This window comes from Duganella sp. GW821-FHT01E12, from assembly GCF_059422325.1.
In genome coordinates this window covers 62,091-80,066 of the sequence record NZ_JBWKWR010000015.1, presented here as the reverse complement: position 1 = coordinate 80,066, position 17,976 = coordinate 62,091, and the positions used below count along the sequence as shown (strand labels likewise).

The window sequence follows — 17,976 nt, the reverse complement described above, 5'->3', positions numbered from 1 at the left end:
CGGCTTTCCGTGTCGGCGCGGCTTATTGTGAGGTGATGTCGGCGTCTTCGCCGGTACCGCCGGGCTGGCCGTCGCGGCCCAGCGAAGTGATTTCAAACTCGGCCTTGGCGCCGGGCGCCTTGTACTGGTAGGGGTGGCCCCATGGGTCCGGCGGCACGCCCTTCTTCAGGTAGGGGCCGTTCCACTTGGCGCCGGCCGTGGCGGGCGCCACCAGCAAGGCGGCCAGGCCCTCGTCGGTGGTCGGGTAGCGGCCGACGTCGAGGCGGTAGGTGTCGAGCGATTTTTCAAACGCTTCGATCTGCGCCTTGGCGATGGTCACTTCCGACTTGCCCAACTGGGCAAAGTACTTGGGACCGACATACGCCGCCAGCAAACCGATGATCACGATGACGACCAGCAATTCCAGCAGGGTAAAGCCGCCAGCCTTGTGAGCTGCGGTCTGACGGTGATACTTTGCGACTTCCATCCGAACGACTCCTTAATTCGCCACGCCCTGAGGCTAGAAGTCAGAGGCTACCATGCGGTTTGCATACTCGACAATCTTTTCTTGCGTGCGTGCGCAGGGGGAACGGACGGCGAAGGTTCAGGCGGCCCTGGCCAGCGGCACGATGGCGTGCTCGAACAAGTGCAGCGCCATGCCGCGCGCGATCGCGTGGGCGCGGTTGGACACGCCCAGCAGGCGGTACAGGCGTTGCAAATGGTTCTTCACCGTCAGGCCGCTGATGCCAAGGATGAGGCCGATTTCCTCGTTGCTCTTGCCCTCGCGCACCCAGTGCAGGATTTCCATCTCGCGCGCGCTGACCGGCCGCGCCAGCGCGCCGGCGCGGGCCTGGCGCTGCTGCTGGCCCACCCGTTGCAGCGCCAGGTGCAGGTGCGGCAGCAGCAGTTCAAGGAAATACGCGTGGCGCGGACGCGGCCGGTGCGGCAGGCCGAACAACGCGAAGAAGGTGGAGCCGCCCGGCAGGCGCTCGGTGCCGTGCACCAGCAGGTTGTCCAGGCCCAGCGCGCGCAGCTCGCCGGCGAACGGCGCCAGCGGCGGCCTGGCTTCGGCGGCGGCGCCCGCGTCCAGCATGGCCGGCAGCCGCAGGCCGTCGCGGCAGTGGCGCGCCAGCCGCAGCGCCAGGCCGTCGGACTTGTCGGCCAGGCTGGCCAGCAGGCCGGCGTCCAGCACCGTGCTGTGCATGCATTCGACGTGCTGCACCTCGTCCTGCGCGCCGAACTGCAGGCAGACCATGATCTGGTGCGGCAGCAGCGCCTGGAACTGGCCCTGGGTCCACAGGCAGAACTGGCGCGCCTGCCGCACCGGCAGCACCGCTTCGATCGCGTGCAGCAGGTATTCCTGCTCCAGCTTGCTCAAGATGACCAGTTGTTCCATCGTCAGACCCGCGCCGCCTCGCGTTGCGCCTGCTCCCAGGCCACGAAGCGGTAGCCGCTGCCGCGCACGGTTTCGATGCGCTCCTGGTGGCCGCTGGGCTGCAGCGCGCTGCGCAGGCGGCCGACGTGGGCGTCCACGGTGCGCTCGTCGAGGTAGACCGCGTTGCCCCAGACCTGGTCGAGCAGCTGGGCGCGGGTGTGCACCCGCTCCGGGTGGTTCATCAGGAAGTTCAGCAGCTTGAATTCGACCCGGCCCATGGCCAGCTCGCGGGCGCCGGCCGTCACGCGCAGCGTGTGCGGATCGAGGCGCAGGCCGGCCATCTGCACGGTGTCGGGCGCTTGCGGCGGCGCCGGGGCGCGCAGACGGCGCAGCAGCGCGTGCACGCGGGCCACCATCTCGCGCGGGCTGAAGGGCTTGGTCATGTAGTCGTCGGCGCCGCTTTCCAGCGCCATGATCTTGTCGGGCTCGCCGCAGCGGGCCGTGACCATGATGATGGGCAGGTCGCGCGTGCGCGGCTGGGACCGCAGGCGGCGTATCAGCGACAGGCCGGACTGGCCGGGCAGGTTCCAGTCCGTCAAGATCATGGCCGGCAGGCTGTCCTCCAGCATCAGCAGCGCGCTTTCGGCGTCGCGCGCACGGGCTACGGCATGCCCCGCCATGCTCAGGTTGAGGGCGATGAGTTCCTGGATCGCAGGCTCGTTTTCAATGACAAGGATATGGGCGGGTGGCATAGCAAATCCGTGCAAAGGAAACACTATGCAACAAGCAATCTGGCATTACTAATATGATTTCCATCGCGGATTCAGAGCTTGGCGATATATATCCAATGCCCGCCTGCGTTGCTGGCGATTTAGAAGCCACCGTCTAAATGCAAAAAAACGACACCCTGGGGTGTCGCTTTTCTGCCGCAGTCAAGTTCAGGCGGAGAGCTTGCGGCGGCGGGCGAGGCCCACCAGCGCCAGGCCGGCGCCCAGCATGGCCCAGGACGACGGTTCCGGCACCGCGCTGATGCTGCCGATGGCGTGGTCGGTGACGGCCGACGACACCACGCCGGCGCCGGCGGTCGGCTGCCAGGTGATCGACATCAGCGTGCTGTCCTGCGGGTTGAAGTTGCCCAGCGCGGTGTGGCCGTCGGCGCCGAACAGCGACACGGAAAACTGGCTCTGCAGCGCGTTGGCCGACGGGTCGGACAGGCCGCCGAAGCTGACGTCGAAGCTGACCTTGCCGCCGAACGAGATGCCCTGGAACAGGTCGTTGTAGTCGGTGGTGTTGCCGAATACGAAGCCGCCGGCAGTCTGCTGCACGTCGCCCGCCACGCTGACGCCGGACAGGTCGCCGAAGCCGGACAGGTGGCTGATGGTGGCGCTGGCGAAGCTGGCCGGCACCTGCGACGGATTGAACTGCAGGTCCAGGAAGCCGGCGTCGGCCAGCGACGCGGTGTTCAGTTCGACGTGCAGCGTCTGGGCCGAGGCCAGGCCGGCGCAGGCGCTCAGCGCCAGCGCCATCGCGGCATGGCGCAGGGTGAGGGAGAGGTTTGGTGTGAACATGGTCGTATCCTTAGAAAGTGCCGCTGTAGACTTTGGTGGTGTAGCTGATGTTGGCCGTGCCGGTCTTGCTGAAGCTCAGCGCGAACGAGACGGTGGCGCCCGGCGCCAGCATGGCGGCGTTGACCGTGATGTAGGGCGCGCCGGCGTGGCTGCCGCTGGCGTTGCTCAGCGCGACGCCGGCCGGCAGGCCGTCGAACTCGACCTGGAACGGGCCGCTCAGCGCGGACGCGCCGGTGTTGGTGACCGAGAACGTCGAGCTGTACTTGCCGGTGGCGCGGTTGAACACCAGGCCGGTGGCGGCCGTCTTGACGCCGGCGCTGACGTCGCTGTACGGCGCGGCCAGGTTCAGGCTGATGACGACCGGGTCGTGGTCGGAGGCGCGGTACGGCGCGGCGGTGTACTTGTCCTCCGGCTTGCCGTCGGTGTTGTAGTCGACCACGGTCGGCTCGTCGGCGTTGTTATGCCATTCGGCCGCGTCCACCACGGACGGCGTCAGCGCGGGGCTGGCCAGCGCGTGGTCCAGGTAGCCCGCCTCGCTGTTGAAGACGAAGGAGTACGGCATGCCGCCGCCACCGCGCACGTAGCGCTCCAGCTGGTTGACGTAGCCGGTGTCGGTGATGACCTTGATCGGGTCTTCCATGCCGTAGGAGTTGAAGTCGCCGATCATCAGCACCTTGGCGTCGCCGGCGGCGGCCGCCACTTGCGGTGCGAAGGTGGTGACCAGGCGGGTGGCCTGGTTGATGCGGGTGGCGTTCCAGCAGCTCTGGCCGTCGCCCTTGTCGGCGTCGGCGCCGGAACCGGCCGGGCAGCTGCCCTTCGATTTCAGGTGGTTGACGATCAGCGAGAACCTGGCGCCGTTGGCGGCGACGAAGGTCTGCGCCATCGGCGGACGGTTGTTGATGCTGTCGGCGTCGGTCATGGCGCCGCCCACCATGGTCAGCGAGGCCGGCTTGTAGATCATGGCGACGCGGATGGCGTCCGTGCCGGTGGAGGCCGGCTTGGGCACGACCGCGTAGGTCTGGAAGCCGGTGCCCGGCGAGATCGCCTCGTTGAGCGCCTTGACCAGGTAGCCGACCGTGTACTCGCCGCTGTTCTGGATCTCCATCAGGCCGAACACGTCGGCGTCGATGGACTTGAGCTCGCCGACGATCTTGGCGGTCTGGCGGTTGAACTCGTTGAGGTTGTCGGCGCCGCGGCAGTTGGACTTGCTGACGCTGGCGCCCAGCGAGCAGCCCTGCCCCGTGTGGCCTTCGACATCGGTGCCGTTGGTGAAGGTGGTGAAGTAGTTCAGCACGTTGGCGCTGGCGACCTTGATGTTGCCGGCGGCCAGGGCCGGCGGCGCGCTGCGCGGATTATCCTGCGAGAACACCGGCGCCACGGTCGGCTGCAGCTTGAAGCCGGCGCCGCCGCCGCCCTTGGCGCCGAAGTCGACCACGCCGGTCAGGCCGGAGACGGTGTCGCCGGCGCGCAGCGAGCCGTCCGCGCCCAGGTAGGGGATGGTGACCGGCGTGGTGAAGATGCCGTCGTCCAGCACGATCTGGTTGCCGGCGTTGGCCAGCGCCAGCGCCTTGGCTTCGTCCGAGCCGGCGCGGTAGTGGTTGGTCGGCGCCTCCAGGCGGCCGGACGACAAGGTTACTTCGCCGCGCTCGCCCAGGAATTCCAGCTGCGACACGGTCAGCGCGTTGGTGAAGCGCACCAGCATGCCCTCGACCTGGCCCAGGTTGGCGTATGGCAGCTGGATGTTGGTCGGGGTGATGGCGATGCCGCTGCCGGTCTTGACGATGGCGCTGATGTTCTGCAGCTCGGTGTAGGCGTGGCCGCCGGCCACCGGCGCGTAGTCGCTGACGGTGCCGGTGACGCGCACCTGGTCGCCCACCTGCACGGTGCCGGTGTTGGCGGCCGTGGTGTAGACGAAGATGCCGTCCGAGGTTTGCGGATTGCCGTCGCCCACCGCGTCCTGGATGAAGAAGCCGGAGCCGACCTTGGCCGTGACCACGCCCTCGGTGGTCTGCACGGTGCCGGCGTACGGGCTGGTCTCGCCCGGGCCCTGGATCTGCGGAATGCTGTGGGTGACGCCGGCCGGCGCGGCGACGTCGACGTTGATGGTGCAGCTGGCCTGCTGCGACTGGTCGTTGTCGAAGCGCACCGCGACCGGGTAGCTGCCCTGCGCCACGCCGGCGCCCACGCTCAGGCTGACGGTGGCGTTGGCGCCGGCGGCCGATGCGGCCTGGAAGTTCACCAGGCTGATGCCCGGCACGGCGGCCGAGGTGATGACGGCGTTGTTGACGATGCCGTCGGCGTCGGTCGCGCTCAGGTCGGCGCTGCCGGCGAAGCCGAAGGCCATGGCCAGGTTGGCCGGGCAGCTGGCGACGATGGGCGGGGCCGGCGGCACGCCGCACGAGTGCAGCGGGCTGGCGGTGTTGCGCGGGTTGGGCGCGCCGGCGGCGAAGTCGCTGCCGTTGTTGTCGGTGTCGGTGCAGCCGCCGTTGGCGCGCAGCGCGGCGGTGGTGTTGGTCAGGCCGGGGCCGTTGCTGCCCTCGAAGTAGCCGGCGTTATAGCCCAGCAGGTCGACCAGCGTGGCGCCGGCCGGCGCGGCGCCGGACAGGGCGTTGCCGTCGCTCACCAGCGCGATCTTGCCGGCGCTGCCGCTCATCGGGATGGTGCCGGTGCTGTCCGGCGTCAGCAGCGCGCCGGCGCCGGTGCCGGCCGCCTCCTGCACCAGGTAGTACTGGCCGGGCTGCAGCACCGGGCTGCCGCTGATCTTGGTCACCTGCCACGAGGAACCGGACGCGCTGGCGTACTGCACGCTCCAGCCGGCCAGGCTGACCGGCTGCGTGCCACGGTTGAACAGTTCGATGAAATCATTCTTGATGGTGGCGCCGCTGTTGCCGCCGCCGCCGTACACCTGGCTGATCACGACCGGCGAATCGGCCCAGGCCGATGCCGACAGGCCCGCCATCAGGGCTGCGGCGATGATGGTGCGCCGGCCCGGCGTGGAGGCAGCCTGGGCGTTCGGCGTGTGGGAAGTTTTTTTCATGTGTGGTTCCTGGTGTGGAGAAAAGGTCGGCGCGGCGGTCTTGACAAAATGATTTCAGAAATTGCATTTTGCATATTAAGCCGCCGGATTGACGCCTTGATGACATACCCTTAGTCCGTTCGGACTAAGACTTGGTTCAGCGTCCGGCGCCGGTTTTTCTCGCATCCCCGCCCAGCGCGTGCTACGATTACTTATGCGCAATTGAAATTACTTATTTGCAATTTCAAAACCGTAGTCCCGGCGGGCTGCGCAGCGCCCGTCCTGCCGCCATGGAGCGAGCATCATGACCACCTTACGCACTGCCGTCGTCGCCTGCGCCCTGCTCGGTCCCGGCCTGGCGTCGGCCGCCGCGGCGCAGCCCGCCCAGCCGCAGCTGGGCGCGTGCATGCTGGCGCTGCAGGCGCCGCCCGCCCAGCCAGCGCCCGGCGCGGCCGCCAAGCCGCCCGAACAGCAACCCCAGCCCCGCAAAAAGATCAACATCAATTTTCTGTTCGATCCGTGCAGCATGAGTAACGCCGAACGCGACAACGAACAGACCGACAAGCCGGCCCTGTCGCGCGATCAACTGTTGCAGGAATACGAGAGCTGGATGGAGTGGAACCGCCAGCACGGCGGCGGCCGCGCGCAACAGGAGGTGTGGTGGTTCAGCACGCTGCAAGAGCTGCCGCGCCCGCAGGAGCCGGGCGCCGTGCAGCCGACCGCGTGGGTGCCCGGCGGCCTGGGCGAGCTGCCGCTGGTGGCGCGGGCCGGCGGCCAGCCCTGGCTGGATCAGGCGGAGCCGTTGCCGGCCGTGCCGGAACCGTCGCGCTGGGCGCTGCTGCTGGCCGGCCTGGCCTGCTTGATCGTGTCCGCGCGCCGCCGGCTTCAGCGGCGGTAAGGGGCGGCCAGCGGCTCGCCGATGAAGACGCCCTGCGCCGGCCACGCCACGCTTTTCCAGTACGCCTCGATCGCGCTGTTGCCGCGCAGGTAGTGGCTCAGCAGCGCGGTCGAATTCGGGAACTTCTGCCAATGATTGCACGGCTCGCTGACGGTGCCGTAGCTGGCCGTCGCGCCCGCGTCCAGCCAGCGCAGGCTGCTCATCTGCGTCTCCGTGTACAACTCCCCGCCTTGCGAGGTCAGGTGGTCGGCCAGCGCGCCCGGCAGGAATTTGAGCGTGTTCAGCTTGGGCACATGGGTCAGCCCGGTCTCGTAGACGATGATGTCGCTGACCTGCTCGATGCTGTCGGCCTGCATGGTCTTGATGGTCAGCTTCTTGGACGGCACCGTCATCGAGCGCGGGAAGAAGCGCGCCCGGCTGCTGCGGGCGGCGTCGCTGGTGTTGAGGAAGTAGGCGGTGGCGGTCGGCATGGTGAAGCCGGACAGCACGCCACGGTCGATCAGCGCCTTGGACGCCTCCACCGAATCGGTCGGCATCAGCATGGACAGGCGCATCCGGTGGTCGGTGTAGGGCTTGGTCGAGGGCGAATTGAAATAGCTGCTGGGCTTGCTCGGGGAGCAGCTCTTGGTGCACAGGCCGCTGTCCAGGCCCAGCGTGTAGGCCGAGGTCAGCGAGTTGCATTCGACCGCGTACGGCGCGGTCCAGACCATCAGCACGGCCTGGATCTCGGGGCCCAGCCTGGCGTCGATCTGCGCCTTCAGCGCCTCGAACTGCTCGGCGTCGATCTTGCGCGGCCGGTGCGGGATGCGCACGTGCACGATGTTGGCGGCCGGGATGGCGCGCGCCTTGCGGTAGTACTCGCCGATTTCAACACTGTTGGGCTCGTCGTCGTTGATGACCACCGCCAGCTGGGCGGCGCCGATGCCGGCCACCGGGACGTTTTGCGCGCGGGCCGCGCCGGACAGCGCCACCATGGCGGCCAGGAGGAATAAGAAAAATCGCAAGTGAGTCGATCGCAGTTGGAGGTGGCAAAAAAAACGGAAGCGGCGGCTTCCGTTGGAATTATAGCGCCATTGTCAGGCTTTGCGGCGGCGCGCCAGCCAGCCCACGATGCCGGCGCCGGCCAGCAGCATGCCATAGGTGGCCGGTTCCGGCACCGGACTGACGGCCACCGAGCCGACGTAGTTGCCGGCGGCGGCGTTGCGCACCGTGCCGCTGACCAGCAGGTAGTAGTCGTCGGGCGCCAGATGGTGCGCGGCGATGGTCCACACCTCGGCCGTGGCGCCCGGCGCCGACTGCTTGACGCCGTCCACCGAGAAGCCGGCGGAGTTGTACAGCTTGAAGCTGTCGAAGCTGGCGCCGCCCAGGCCGGCGTCGGCCAGGTCCAGGCTGCTGACCAGCGCGCCCACCATCTCGCTGCTGGCGGCCGTGAAATTGTAGCGGTCGCTGAACGTGTTGCCGGCGTTGCCGGCGCCGAAGGCATGCATCAGCACCGCGGCGCCGCCGCTCAGGTCCAGGGTTTGCACGCCCTGGCTGATGTCGGCCGCCCGTGCCAGCGGCAGGCCCGCCGCGCCCGCCAGCGCCAGCGCCGCCACGATTGTTTGTGTACGCTTCATACCTCACCTCCCTTGAAAATGGCGGCGGCGCGCGCGCTGCCGCCGGTTGCTCGATCACTGCGGATTTATCCTAGCATCGGCCGGCGGCGCGGCGGCATGGACGCGGCAATCGCGCGTGGCTGGGCCGGCCAGGCGCGCGCAGGCGGGCGCCAGCGGCGCTCAGAGGGAAACCGGGGATGGGCGGGAGGTGTTGCAGGCAGCGTAGGCAAGCGCCTACGCCAAGACGGGAAATCGGCGGCCGCCGGCTGCTCAGCCGGGGCCGCCGCGCGGCATCAGGCGCGCTGGTAGACGTCTTCCAGGCGCACGATGTCGTCCTCGCCCAGGTAGCTGCCGGACTGGACTTCGATCAGGTGCAGCGGCAGCTTGCCCGGGTTTTCCAGGCGGTGCGTGGTGCCGATCGGGATGTAGGTCGATTCGTTCTCGGTCAGCAGCGTCACCTGCTCGCCGCAGGTCACGCGGGCGGTGCCGCTGACCACGATCCAGTGCTCGGCGCGGTGGTGGTGCATCTGCAGCGACAGCTTGCCGCCCGGGTTGACCGTGATGCGCTTGACCTGGAAACGCTCGCCGATGTCGATGCCCTCGTAGCAGCCCCACGGACGGTAGACCTTGGTGTGGTGCAGGTGCTCGGTGCGCTGCTTGGTCTTCAGGTGCTCGACGATGTTCTTGACGCGCTGCACCTGGTCCTTGTGGCAGACCAGCACGGCGTCGTTGGTTTCCACCACGACCACGTCCTTGACGCCGACCACGGCCACGATGCGGCTCTCGGCGCGCACCAGCGAGCCGCTGACGTCGTCCAGGTAGACGTCGCCGCGGGTGGCGTTGCCCTGCGCGTCCTGCGGCTGCACTTCCCACAGCGCCGACCACGAGCCGACATCGTTCCAGCCGATGTCGGCCGGCACGACGATGGCGTGGCGGGTGTGTTCCATCACCGCGTAGTCGATCGAGTCGGACGGGCAGGCGGTGAACGAGGCTTCGTCCAGGCGGCAGAAATCGAGGTCGCGGTAATCCTTGCCGACCGCGGCCTCGGTGGCGCTGGCGATGGCCGGCGCGTATTGCTGCAGTTCCTTCAGGTAGCTGTCGGCGCGGAACAGGAACATGCCGCTGTTCCAGTAGTAGTTGCCGGCGGCGACGAAGCCTTCGGCGGTGGCGCGGTCGGGCTTCTCGACGAAGCGGTCGACGCTGTAGCAGTGCGCGGCGGCGGCCGGCTGGCCGCTGCGGATGTAGCCGTAGCCGGTTTCCGGCCCGGTCGGCACGATGCCGAAGGTGGCCAGCGCGCCGCCTTCCACCATGGCGCAAGCGTGTTCGATGGCGGCGTAGAAGGCGTCGGTGTTTTCAATCACGTGGTCGGCCGGCAGCACCAGCATGACGGCGTCGGCGTCGATGGCGCGCAGATAGTGGGCCGCGGCGGCCACGGCCGGCGCGGTGTTGCGTCCGACCGGCTCGAGCAGGATGCCCAGCGGAGCGATGCCGATCTCGCGCATCTGTTCGGCGACCAGGAAGCGGTGCTCGTTGCCGCACACCACCAGCGGCGCCATCATCTGCGGCCGGCCGTGCAGGCGCAGCGCGGTGTCCTGCAGCATGGTGCGCTCGGATACCAGCGGCAGCAGCTGCTTGGGCAGCACGGCGCGCGACAACGGCCACAAACGGGTGCCGGAACCGCCCGACAGGATCACTGGGTAAATTTTCATGCTCGCATTCTCTTATCGATTAATTCATTGCTGTGTTCGGTGCGGCGCTTGCTGCGGCGGTCGCGGGCGTTGGCCCAGGAATCCGGATCGGTCTCGGACACGTGCTTCATCTCGCCGGCGCGGTCGACACTATAGTCCTTAAACACGATCATTTCATTTAAAGAAACATTCGGTAACACGCGAGTATACTCGAACAGCACGCTGCGCACGACCTTGGCGCCGGCGCAGATATGGCTGCCGTGGCCTATCCAGGTGGGGCCGACGATGTGCACGCCGGCCTCGATGCGGGTGCCGGAACCGATGTAGACCGGCCCCTCGATGGTCGTGCCCTCCCAGTCGATGCTGGTGTTCAGGCCGACCCAGACGCCGTCGTTGATCTGGATGCCGGGCATGTGCAGGTGGGCCACCTCGCCCATCAGCACGCTCTGGCAGGTTTCCCAGTAGTCGGTCACGCTGCCGATGTCGATCCAGTTGTAGTTGCGGGTCTGGGCGTAGAACGGCATGCCCTTCTCGGCCAGCAGCGGGAACAGCTGGGAGCCGATGTCGAAGGTCTGGCCGGACGGGATCAGGTCGATCACCTCGGGCTCGAAGATGTAGATGCCGGTGCTGACGAAGTTGGACTTGGCTTCCTGCTGGCTGGGCTTTTCCTGGAACTCGGTGATGCGGCCGTTGTCGTCGGCGACCACCACGCCGTAGCTGGAGACCTTGTCCCACGGCACCTCCTTGGTGATGACCGAGGCCAGCGCGCCCTTGCGGCGGTGCTCGAACAGCGCCGACTTGATGTCGAGGTCGATCAGCGCGTCCCCGCACAGCACGATGGTGGTGTCGTCGAAGAAGCCGCCGAACTCCTGGATCTTCTTCATGCCGCCGGCCGAGCCCAGCGGCTGCGGCACGACCTCGCCGTCGTCGGTGGTGTAGCCCTCGAACGAGTAGCCGATCTGCACGTCGTACTGGTGGCCCTCGCCGAAATACTCCTCGATCTTCTCGTGCAGGTAGCTGACGTTGACCATGATCTCGGTCACGCCGTACTTGTGCAGATGCTCGATCAGGTAGGCCATCACGGGCTTGCCCAGGATGGGGATCATGGGCTTGGGCAAATCGTAGGTCAACGGGCGCACGCGGGTGCCCTTGCCTGCTGCAAGTATCATCGCTTTCATGCTGGTCTCCTATTCAGTGGGCGTGGTTTGCCAGCGCCAGGAGTCGGCGCACATCTGTTCGACATTGCGCTGGGCCTTCCAGCCCAGCTCGCGTTCCGCCAGGCTGGCGTCGGCATAGCAGGCGGCGATGTCGCCGGCGCGGCGCGCCACCACCTGGTAGGGCACGGGGCGACCGCTGGCCGCCTCGAACGCGCGCACCATCTCCAGCACGCTGTTGCCGCGGCCGGTGCCCAGATTGTAGGTGAATATGCCGGCGCCGGTCGCCAGCTTGGACAGCGTGGCCAGGTGGCCCAGCGCCAGGTCGACCACGTGGATGTAATCGCGCAGGCCGGTGCCGTCCGGGGTCGGATAGTCGCCGCCGTACACCGACAGGCGCTCGCGGCTGCCGTCCGCCACCTGGGCGATGTAGGGCACCAGGTTGTTGGGGATGCCGTTCGGCTCCTCGCCGATCAGGCCGCTTGCATGGGCGCCCACCGGGTTGAAGTAGCGCAGCAGCGCGATGCGCCAGCTGGGGTCGGCCTTGTGCAGGTCGCGCAGCATCTCTTCGATCATCAACTTGCTGCGGCCGTAGGGGTTGGTGGCCGACAGCGGGAAGTGTTCGAGGATGGGCACCGAGGCCGGGTCGCCGTACACCGTGGCCGAGGAGCTGAACACCAGCGACTTGACGCCGGCCTGGGCCATGCACTCGAACAGCACCAGGCTGCCGGTGACGTTGTTGTCGTAGTAGCGCAGCGGCTGCTCGACCGATTCGCCCACCGCCTTCAGGCCGGCGAAGTGGATCACCGAATCGATGCGGTGCGCGGCGAACACCGCCTCCAGCGCGGCGCGGTCGCGCACGTCGCCCTCGACAAAGGTGAAGGGCTTGCCGGCGATGCGCTCGACGCGCTGCTGCACCGAGGCCTTGGCGTTGGACAGGTTGTCCAGCGCCACCACCTCGTGGCCGGCCGCCAGCAATTCCACCACGGTATGCGAGCCGATGTAGCCCATACCGCCAGTCACTAAGATCTTCATTTGCCCTCTTTCCGTAAGCTCGAGACCGCGCCCGGCAGCGGCGCGTTGGCCGAGTACAGGCGCTCGTAGGCGGCCAGCAGTTTCGGCGCCTCGTATTCCCATTCCAGTTCGTTGACCACGCGGTTGCGGCCGTAGGCGCCCATGCGCTCGCGGCGGGCCGGGTCGTCCAGCAGCTCGACGATCTTGCGCGCCATGTCGACCGGGTCGTTCTTGAGCGCGTACAGCGACGCCTCCTGCGCCGACACCTTGCCTTCGACCAGGTCGAACTGCACGATCGGCTTGCCCAGCGCCATGTACTCCATGATCTTGTTCATGGTGGACTTGTCGTTCATGTCGTTGGCCACGTCGGGGTTGACGCAGACGTCGGCGGTGTTGAGCATCTCCAGCAGCTGCTGGTCCGGCACGCGGCCGGTGAAGGTGACGTAGTCGGCGATGCCCATGTCGGTGGCCATCTGCTTCATCTGCTCGAGCGAGGTGCCGCCGCCGACCAGGCCGAACTGCACGTCGCTGCGGCCCAGCGTCTGGATCAGGTATTGCGCGGCCTGCAGCAGCAGGTCGATGCCCTCCTGCGCGCCCATCACGCCGACGTAGCCGACCAGGAACCGGCGGCCGCGCTTGAGCTCGGGCACCGGCGGCAGCACGCGCAGGCGGTCCAGCTTGGGTCCGCTGCGCACCACATAGCATTTATCGGCCGGCATGCCGCCGCGCTCGATGGCGATTTTTTTATACGACTCGTTGGTGGCGATCGACACGTCGGCGGTCTTGAACGACCAGCGCTCGAACAGCACCATCAACTTGTAGAAGAAGTCGCGGCGGCCGAACTTGGCCTCGTACAGCTCCGGGTTGATGTCGTGGTGGTCGAACAAAAACTTCTTGCCCATCAGGAGCTTGAAGAAGCCGCCGATCAAAAACAGCAGGTCGGGCGGATTGCAGGCGTGGATGACGTCGAAGCCGCGCGCGAAATGCACCTTCCACGCCAGGCGGAAGGTGTGGAACAGCGCCAGCGAATATTCGACCAGGTAGCCCTTGGCGCCCTCCGCCTCCAGCGGCAGGCTGTAGCGGTGGATGTGGATGCCGTCGATCTCTTCGTAGCGGCTCTCGTAGCCCTTGCCGGTCGGGCAGATGATGGACACCTGGTAGCCGTTGGCGTGCAGCGTGGTGGCCTCCTGCCAGACCCGCCGGTCGAACGGCGACGGCAGGTTCTCGACCAGGATCAGGACGCGGCGCTTACCAGCAGATGCCATCGTACTGTCCCCCGCTCTGTTCGGCGCTGATGCGCACCAGGTCGACCAGCTGCTGGCCCGGCTTGAGCTGGCCCGGCACGGTCTTGAACTCGGCCGCGCCGTTGCCGATGACGATGGTGTCGGCGAAGGCCAGCACCTCGTCCATCGACTCGACCATCAGCTTGGAGATGTGCGGGATGTGGTTGAGGATGTAGTCCTGGTTGGCGCCGGTCAGCGCGGCCAGGTTGACGTTCTTGTCGTACAGCTTGAGCTCGTAGCCCTTGCCCAGCAGGTGCTCGATCACGTCCACCAGCGGCGATTCGCGCAGGTCGTCGGTGCCGGCCTTGAACGAGAAGCCGAGGATGCCGACCTTGCGCGCGCCCTTGTCCATGATCATCTTCAAGCCCTTGTCGACCTGCTTCTGGTTGGACGGCAGGATGGCGTTCAGCAGCGGCAGTTCCAGGTCCAGGCTGCGCGCCTTGTAGGTCAGCGCGCGCACGTCCTTGGGCAGGCAGGAGCCGCCGAAGGCGAAGCCCGGCTTCATGTAGTAGGACGACAGGTTGAGCTTGGTGTCCTGGCAGAAGATCTCCATCACCTTGTGGCCGTCGATGCCGACCGCCTTGCAGATGTTGCCGATCTCGTTGGCGAACGCCACCTTGACGGCGTGCCAGGTGTTGTCGGTGTACTTGACCATCTCGGCCGTCTCGACGTTGGTGCGCACCAGCGGCGCGTCCATTTTCTCGTACAGCTGCACCAGCATGGCGCCGGCCTTCTCGTCGCTCTCGCCGATCACGGTCTTGGGCGGATGGTAGTAGTCGTACACCGCCGTGCCTTCGCGCAGGAACTCGGGGTTGTTGCAGACGCCGAAGTCGACGCCGGCCTTCTTGCCGGAGGCCGCCTCCAGGGTCGGGATGACCACGCTGCTCATCGAGCCCGGCAGCATGGTGCTGCGCGCCACCACCACGTGGAAGCTGGCTTTTTCCTTGATGGCGGCGCCGATCTGCTCGCACACCTTGCGCACGTGGCTCAGGTCGAGGTTGCCGTTCAGCTGGGACGGCGTGCCGACGCAGATCAGCGACATGTCGGAACCCATGACGGCGTCGCGCACGTCGACGGTGGCGCGCAGGTGGCCGGACTTGACGGTGGCGGCGATCATCTCGCCGATGTCTTTTTCGATGATCGGGGTGGTGCCCTGGTTGATCAGGTCGACCTTGGTGCGGTTGGGATCGACGCCGATCACTTCATGGCCGTCGGTGGCGAGACAACCGGCGGAAACTGCGCCCACATAGCCCAGGCCAAAAATACTGATTTTCAAAATATACTCCTCAATGAATTGTCGATGCCACCGTTAAATGCCTGCCTGAGTGCTGACCCGCGCCGCGTCCGGCGCGGCGTCCGCCACGGCGTTCACCAGCAGCCGCAGCTCAGTCACTATTTCTGTCGTACCGTTCACGGTACCCTGCCATCTTAGCGTGTCGATGGCGGTCTTTTCGTCAAATCTGCGCGATATCCAGCCGCCGATCGGGGCTTCGCTGCCACGCAACAACTCGGCCCCGCCGCCGAAGCCGCAGCGCAGTTGCAACTCGCTGCGCCGGCCGCGCACCCGCACCACGCCGTCGTCCAGCTCGGTACGACAAGCCTCGGCCAGCTGCCAGTGCAGTGCAACATGGTGCTGACCCCGACATTGTAATATGTCTTTGACAACGACGGTATTTCTGTTGGTATCGAACTCGACCAACCGGCGGTGCATGACCGGATCGGCCAGGCATTGATAGCCGTCGTGCTCGCCCTCGAAGCGCTGCACCGGGCCGGACGGCTGGTGCGCCAGCAGGCGCGCGTTGGCCTTGCGCAGCCACATGAAGTTGCCGCCGATCTCGGACTGGTCCCGGTGGTCGACGCACACCGTGTTGTGCGCGGCCGTGCTGCGGAAATAGTCGCGCCAGGATTTCTGCGTGTGGTAGGCGTAGGTGCCGGGATCGACCAGGAATTCCTCGCCGCCCAGCGACAAGGTGAACGCCAGCGCGTCGGCGTGGCCGTGGGCGGCGATCGACAGATAGCCGAGCGGCGCGCAGTCGGCCACCAGGCGCACCTCGTCGGCGCCGCCGAAATGCCGGCCCAGCAGGTAGTAGCCGCCTTCCGGGAAGGCCATCACCGGCTGCTCGGCGCCGGTGGGCGCCAGCGCGTCCCAGCGCTGCTGGCCGGCGCGGCCGAACAGCCAGCGGGTCTTGCCGTCCAGCGCGCCGGCCTTGCGCTTGAAGTCGGCGCGGCCGAACAGCAAAGCGCAGCTGGCCAGCAGCGAGCGGTACGGCGACCAGCCGGCCTCGTGCGCCAGCCTGACCATCTGGGCGTCGTCGGCGTCGCCGGTCATCGGCATGTGGCCGCCGGCGTCGAGCAGCGCGGCCAGGAAGTCGGCCAGCTTTTCCAGCCGCTGCAGATAGGCCGGCGCGAACGCCACGCCGTGCGCCTGGCCGACCAGGTGGCACAGCAGCATCATGTCCATCACCTCGTGCTGGTAGTACACCGCCTGTTCCTTGTTGACGCCGTCGGCGGTGTTCTGCTTGAGCGCCTCCACTTCCAGGCCGCGCTTGGACAGCGCGCGCCAGCGCGCCGAGTCCGGCCAGCACGGCCACACCAGGCTGGCCACGAACAAGCCCATGTATTCGCCGAACAGGTGGTTGTTGGCCGACGAGTGGCGCGAGAAATAACCCTGGATGAAATGGCAGTGCTGGTAGACGCTGTCCAGCCACTGGCGCTGGAATGCCGCGCCGTCGGCGCCGGCAAACAGCGGCGAGGCGGCGCCGCCCAGCAGCTCCCAGGCGAAGGCCCAGTTCAGCAGGCGCACCGCCAGTTCAAGCGAGCTGGTCCAATGTACGCCCTGCGGATACGGGCACTGGTCGAACCACGATTGCAGCAGCGCGCGGGCGCCGTCGGCGTAGCGCCGCTCGCCGCTGGCCTGCCACGCTTGCGCCAGCGTCACCAGCTCCAGGTGGCGGCTCGGCTCCCACAGGTATTTGATGTCGCCCACCACGCGCTCGCTGCGGTAGTCGATGGCCTTGCCCAGGCCCATAGGCGCCTGGGTGCCGGTCTTGGGATCGACGTTCCAGCGCGGCGGGAAACCCAGTTCGACGCCGCGCAGCGCGAACACATTCCAGCGGCCGGCCAGGATGGCGTCGGCCGCGGCCAGCAAGGCGGCGCTGTCGCCGCCGGCCGCGCCGTCGGGCAGGAAGCGCGGCGCGCCGGCCGGCAACGCCGGACGCGGCGGCCGCGCCGCCAGGCCGAGGCCGAACTTGCTGGCCTTCTTGCGCGCCATCTGTTCGACGCGCCAGACGATCTCGCCCACCGACATCAGTTTCAAACGATTGATTTTCCAGCCCAGTGTGCTCATGCGCGCGCAAATCCCAGTTCTTGATACAGTTGTTCGATGCGCGGCAGCACCGCGCCGCTGGCGAAGGTGGTCTCCACCTTGCGCCGCGCCGCCGCGCCCATGCGCTGCGCCAGCGCCGGGTCGGCCAGCAGCTGCTGCAGGCGGGCCGCCAGCGCGTCGATGTCGCCGGCCGGCACCAGGAAGCCTTCGACGCCGTCGCTGACCGCCTCCGGGATGCCGCCCACCGGGGTGCTGAGCACCGGCATGCCGGCCGCCATCGCTTCCAGCAAGCTCATCGGCAAGCCTTCGTTATACGAGGGCAGCACATAGATCGAGGCCGTGGCCAGCAGGCCGGCTTTTTGCTCCGCCCCCACCCAGCCCAGCAGCCTGACCTGGTCGCCGACGCCGCGCTGGCGCGCGTACTCGGCGGTCTGTTCGGTCTCGCCGTCGCCGCCCAGCAGCGCCTGCGGCGCCTGCGGCAGGCGCGCCAGCGCGTCGACCAGGTCGTACGTGCCCTTGCGCTTGCCCAGCCGGCCCAGGAACAGCAGCTGGCCGGCGGCGCGCGCCGACCAGTCGGTGGCGGCCGGCAGCAGCACCGGGTTGTAGACGGCGTGCACCGGCGTGCTCACGCCTATGCTTTCGACCCATTGCTTCCACATGTCCGACAGCACCACCACGCGGCGCGTGCCGTTGAAGATGGCGCGGATGAGGCGGCGCCGCCACGGGCCGCACTCCTGCTCGTAGAAGATGACGAACTCGGCGCCGTGCAGGTGCAGGATGGCCGGCACGCGGAACAGGAAGGCCAGCAGGAACAACGGCGTCTTGCGCCAGAAGCTGGCGCGCGAGGCCACGTGCACGTGCAGCAGGCCGACCCGCAAGGTCAGCAGCAACAGCAGGTAGCGCCCGTAGGCGCGCAGCGCCGCGCCCAGCTTGGCGGCGGCGCCGCCGTCGCGGTGGGTGGCCAGGTAGACGATGGGATAGCGCTGGAACAGCCCGGCGTCGCGGTACACCTTGACCACCGACGAGATGCCGCCCATGGTGTCGAAGCCGGTGCCGGCCATCACGATTACTTTGCTCATCA

The 17,976-nt window shown here is 67.5% G+C and carries 15 protein-coding genes; 1 reads left to right on the top strand and 14 read right to left on the bottom strand.

What is annotated here, in order from left to right; genetic code table 11:
• Window positions 1–22 precede the first annotated feature (22 nt).
• The 5 genes from gspG to AC07WS_RS28035 all read right to left on the bottom strand — a co-directional run bounded on the left by gspG (window position 23) and on the right by AC07WS_RS28035 (window position 5,959).
• Entirely contained in the window at window positions 23–466 is a 444-nt protein-coding gene (gene gspG / locus AC07WS_RS28055; RefSeq protein WP_494732230.1) for a type II secretion system major pseudopilin GspG, read from the bottom strand.
• Window positions 467–583: 117 nt separating this feature from the next.
• Window positions 584–1,375: an XrtB/PEP-CTERM-associated transcriptional regulator EpsA gene (gene epsA, locus AC07WS_RS28050; RefSeq protein WP_494732229.1), complete on the bottom strand. Its 792-nt coding sequence runs from the start codon at window positions 1,373–1,375 to the stop codon at window positions 584–586.
• Between the two features lie 2 nt (window positions 1,376–1,377).
• Window positions 1,378–2,106, bottom strand: coding sequence for a phosphate regulon transcriptional regulator PhoB (phoB, locus tag AC07WS_RS28045; RefSeq protein ID WP_494732228.1), 729 nt, complete (start codon window positions 2,104–2,106; stop codon window positions 1,378–1,380).
• A 186-nt stretch (window positions 2,107–2,292) separates the two neighbouring features.
• Entirely contained in the window at window positions 2,293–2,922 is a 630-nt protein-coding gene (locus AC07WS_RS28040; protein ID WP_494732227.1) for an NF038129 family PEP-CTERM protein, read from the bottom strand.
• Between the two features lie 10 nt (window positions 2,923–2,932).
• Window positions 2,933–5,959: an ExeM/NucH family extracellular endonuclease gene (locus AC07WS_RS28035; protein WP_494732226.1), complete on the bottom strand. Its 3,027-nt coding sequence runs from the start codon at window positions 5,957–5,959 to the stop codon at window positions 2,933–2,935.
• A 283-nt stretch (window positions 5,960–6,242) separates the two neighbouring features.
• Here AC07WS_RS28035 and AC07WS_RS28030 point away from each other — a divergent pair, with 283 nt between their 5' ends.
• Entirely contained in the window at window positions 6,243–6,836 is a 594-nt protein-coding gene (locus AC07WS_RS28030; RefSeq protein WP_494732225.1) for a PEP-CTERM sorting domain-containing protein, read from the top strand.
• On the opposite strand, the gene AC07WS_RS28025 is transcribed toward AC07WS_RS28030, so the two are convergent.
• From AC07WS_RS28025 to AC07WS_RS27985, 9 genes are all read right to left on the bottom strand, one after another.
• Window positions 6,824–7,810: a TIGR03790 family protein gene (locus tag AC07WS_RS28025; protein WP_494732285.1), complete on the bottom strand. Its 987-nt coding sequence runs from the start codon at window positions 7,808–7,810 to the stop codon at window positions 6,824–6,826. The genes AC07WS_RS28030 and AC07WS_RS28025 overlap by 13 nt on opposite strands.
• Window positions 7,811–7,912: 102 nt before the next feature.
• Entirely contained in the window at window positions 7,913–8,452 is a 540-nt protein-coding gene (locus tag AC07WS_RS28020; RefSeq protein ID WP_494732224.1) for an FxDxF family PEP-CTERM protein, read from the bottom strand.
• Between the two features lie 272 nt (window positions 8,453–8,724).
• Entirely contained in the window at window positions 8,725–10,140 is a 1,416-nt protein-coding gene (locus AC07WS_RS28015; protein WP_494732223.1) for a mannose-1-phosphate guanylyltransferase/mannose-6-phosphate isomerase, read from the bottom strand.
• The gene (locus tag AC07WS_RS28010; RefSeq protein ID WP_494732222.1) at window positions 10,137–11,297 is read right to left on the bottom strand and encodes a nucleotidyltransferase family protein; all 1,161 of its coding nucleotides are present in this window, start codon (window positions 11,295–11,297) and stop codon (window positions 10,137–10,139) included. Before AC07WS_RS28010 ends, AC07WS_RS28015 begins: the two co-directional genes overlap by 4 nt.
• Before the next feature lie 9 nt (window positions 11,298–11,306).
• Window positions 11,307–12,308, bottom strand: a complete 1,002-nt coding sequence (gene galE, locus AC07WS_RS28005) for a UDP-glucose 4-epimerase GalE (RefSeq protein ID WP_494732221.1) — start codon at window positions 12,306–12,308, stop codon at window positions 11,307–11,309.
• Window positions 12,305–13,552 carry a glycosyltransferase family 4 protein gene (locus tag AC07WS_RS28000; RefSeq protein WP_494732220.1) on the bottom strand — a complete coding sequence of 416 codons (1,248 nt, stop codon included), beginning with the start codon at window positions 13,550–13,552 and terminating at the stop codon, window positions 12,305–12,307. The genes galE and AC07WS_RS28000 overlap by 4 nt, the downstream gene beginning before the upstream one ends.
• The gene (locus AC07WS_RS27995) at window positions 13,536–14,846 is read right to left on the bottom strand and encodes a nucleotide sugar dehydrogenase (RefSeq protein WP_494732219.1); all 1,311 of its coding nucleotides are present in this window, start codon (window positions 14,844–14,846) and stop codon (window positions 13,536–13,538) included. The genes AC07WS_RS28000 and AC07WS_RS27995 overlap by 17 nt, the downstream gene beginning before the upstream one ends.
• A gap of 33 nt (window positions 14,847–14,879) precedes the next feature.
• Window positions 14,880–16,916, bottom strand: coding sequence for a heparinase II/III family protein (locus AC07WS_RS27990; RefSeq protein WP_494732218.1), 2,037 nt, complete (start codon window positions 16,914–16,916; stop codon window positions 14,880–14,882).
• Window positions 16,913–17,974, bottom strand: coding sequence for a glycosyltransferase family 4 protein (locus AC07WS_RS27985; RefSeq protein ID WP_494732217.1), 1,062 nt, complete (start codon window positions 17,972–17,974; stop codon window positions 16,913–16,915). The genes AC07WS_RS27990 and AC07WS_RS27985 overlap by 4 nt, the downstream gene beginning before the upstream one ends.
• Between the last annotated feature and the right edge of the window lie 2 nt (window positions 17,975–17,976).

Coding starts and splice junctions, on each gene's coding strand:
- gspG (WP_494732230.1), bottom strand. CDS start 466: ATGGAAGTCGCAAAGTATCACCGTCAGACCGCAGCTCACAAGGCTGGC.
- epsA (WP_494732229.1), bottom strand. CDS start 1,375: ATGGAACAACTGGTCATCTTGAGCAAGCTGGAGCAGGAATACCTGCTG.
- phoB (WP_494732228.1), bottom strand. CDS start 2,106: ATGCCACCCGCCCATATCCTTGTCATTGAAAACGAGCCTGCGATCCAG.
- AC07WS_RS28040 (WP_494732227.1), bottom strand. CDS start 2,922: ATGTTCACACCAAACCTCTCCCTCACCCTGCGCCATGCCGCGATGGCG.
- AC07WS_RS28035 (WP_494732226.1), bottom strand. CDS start 5,959: ATGAAAAAAACTTCCCACACGCCGAACGCCCAGGCTGCCTCCACGCCG.
- AC07WS_RS28030 (WP_494732225.1), top strand. CDS start 6,243: ATGACCACCTTACGCACTGCCGTCGTCGCCTGCGCCCTGCTCGGTCCC.
- AC07WS_RS28025 (WP_494732285.1), bottom strand. CDS start 7,810: ATGGTGGCGCTGTCCGGCGCGGCCCGCGCGCAAAACGTCCCGGTGGCC.
- AC07WS_RS28020 (WP_494732224.1), bottom strand. CDS start 8,452: ATGAAGCGTACACAAACAATCGTGGCGGCGCTGGCGCTGGCGGGCGCG.
- AC07WS_RS28015 (WP_494732223.1), bottom strand. CDS start 10,140: ATGAAAATTTACCCAGTGATCCTGTCGGGCGGTTCCGGCACCCGTTTG.
- AC07WS_RS28010 (WP_494732222.1), bottom strand. CDS start 11,297: ATGAAAGCGATGATACTTGCAGCAGGCAAGGGCACCCGCGTGCGCCCG.
- galE (WP_494732221.1), bottom strand. CDS start 12,308: ATGAAGATCTTAGTGACTGGCGGTATGGGCTACATCGGCTCGCATACC.
- AC07WS_RS28000 (WP_494732220.1), bottom strand. CDS start 13,552: ATGGCATCTGCTGGTAAGCGCCGCGTCCTGATCCTGGTCGAGAACCTG.
- AC07WS_RS27990 (WP_494732218.1), bottom strand. CDS start 16,916: ATGAGCACACTGGGCTGGAAAATCAATCGTTTGAAACTGATGTCGGTG.
- AC07WS_RS27985 (WP_494732217.1), bottom strand. CDS start 17,974: ATGAGCAAAGTAATCGTGATGGCCGGCACCGGCTTCGACACCATGGGC.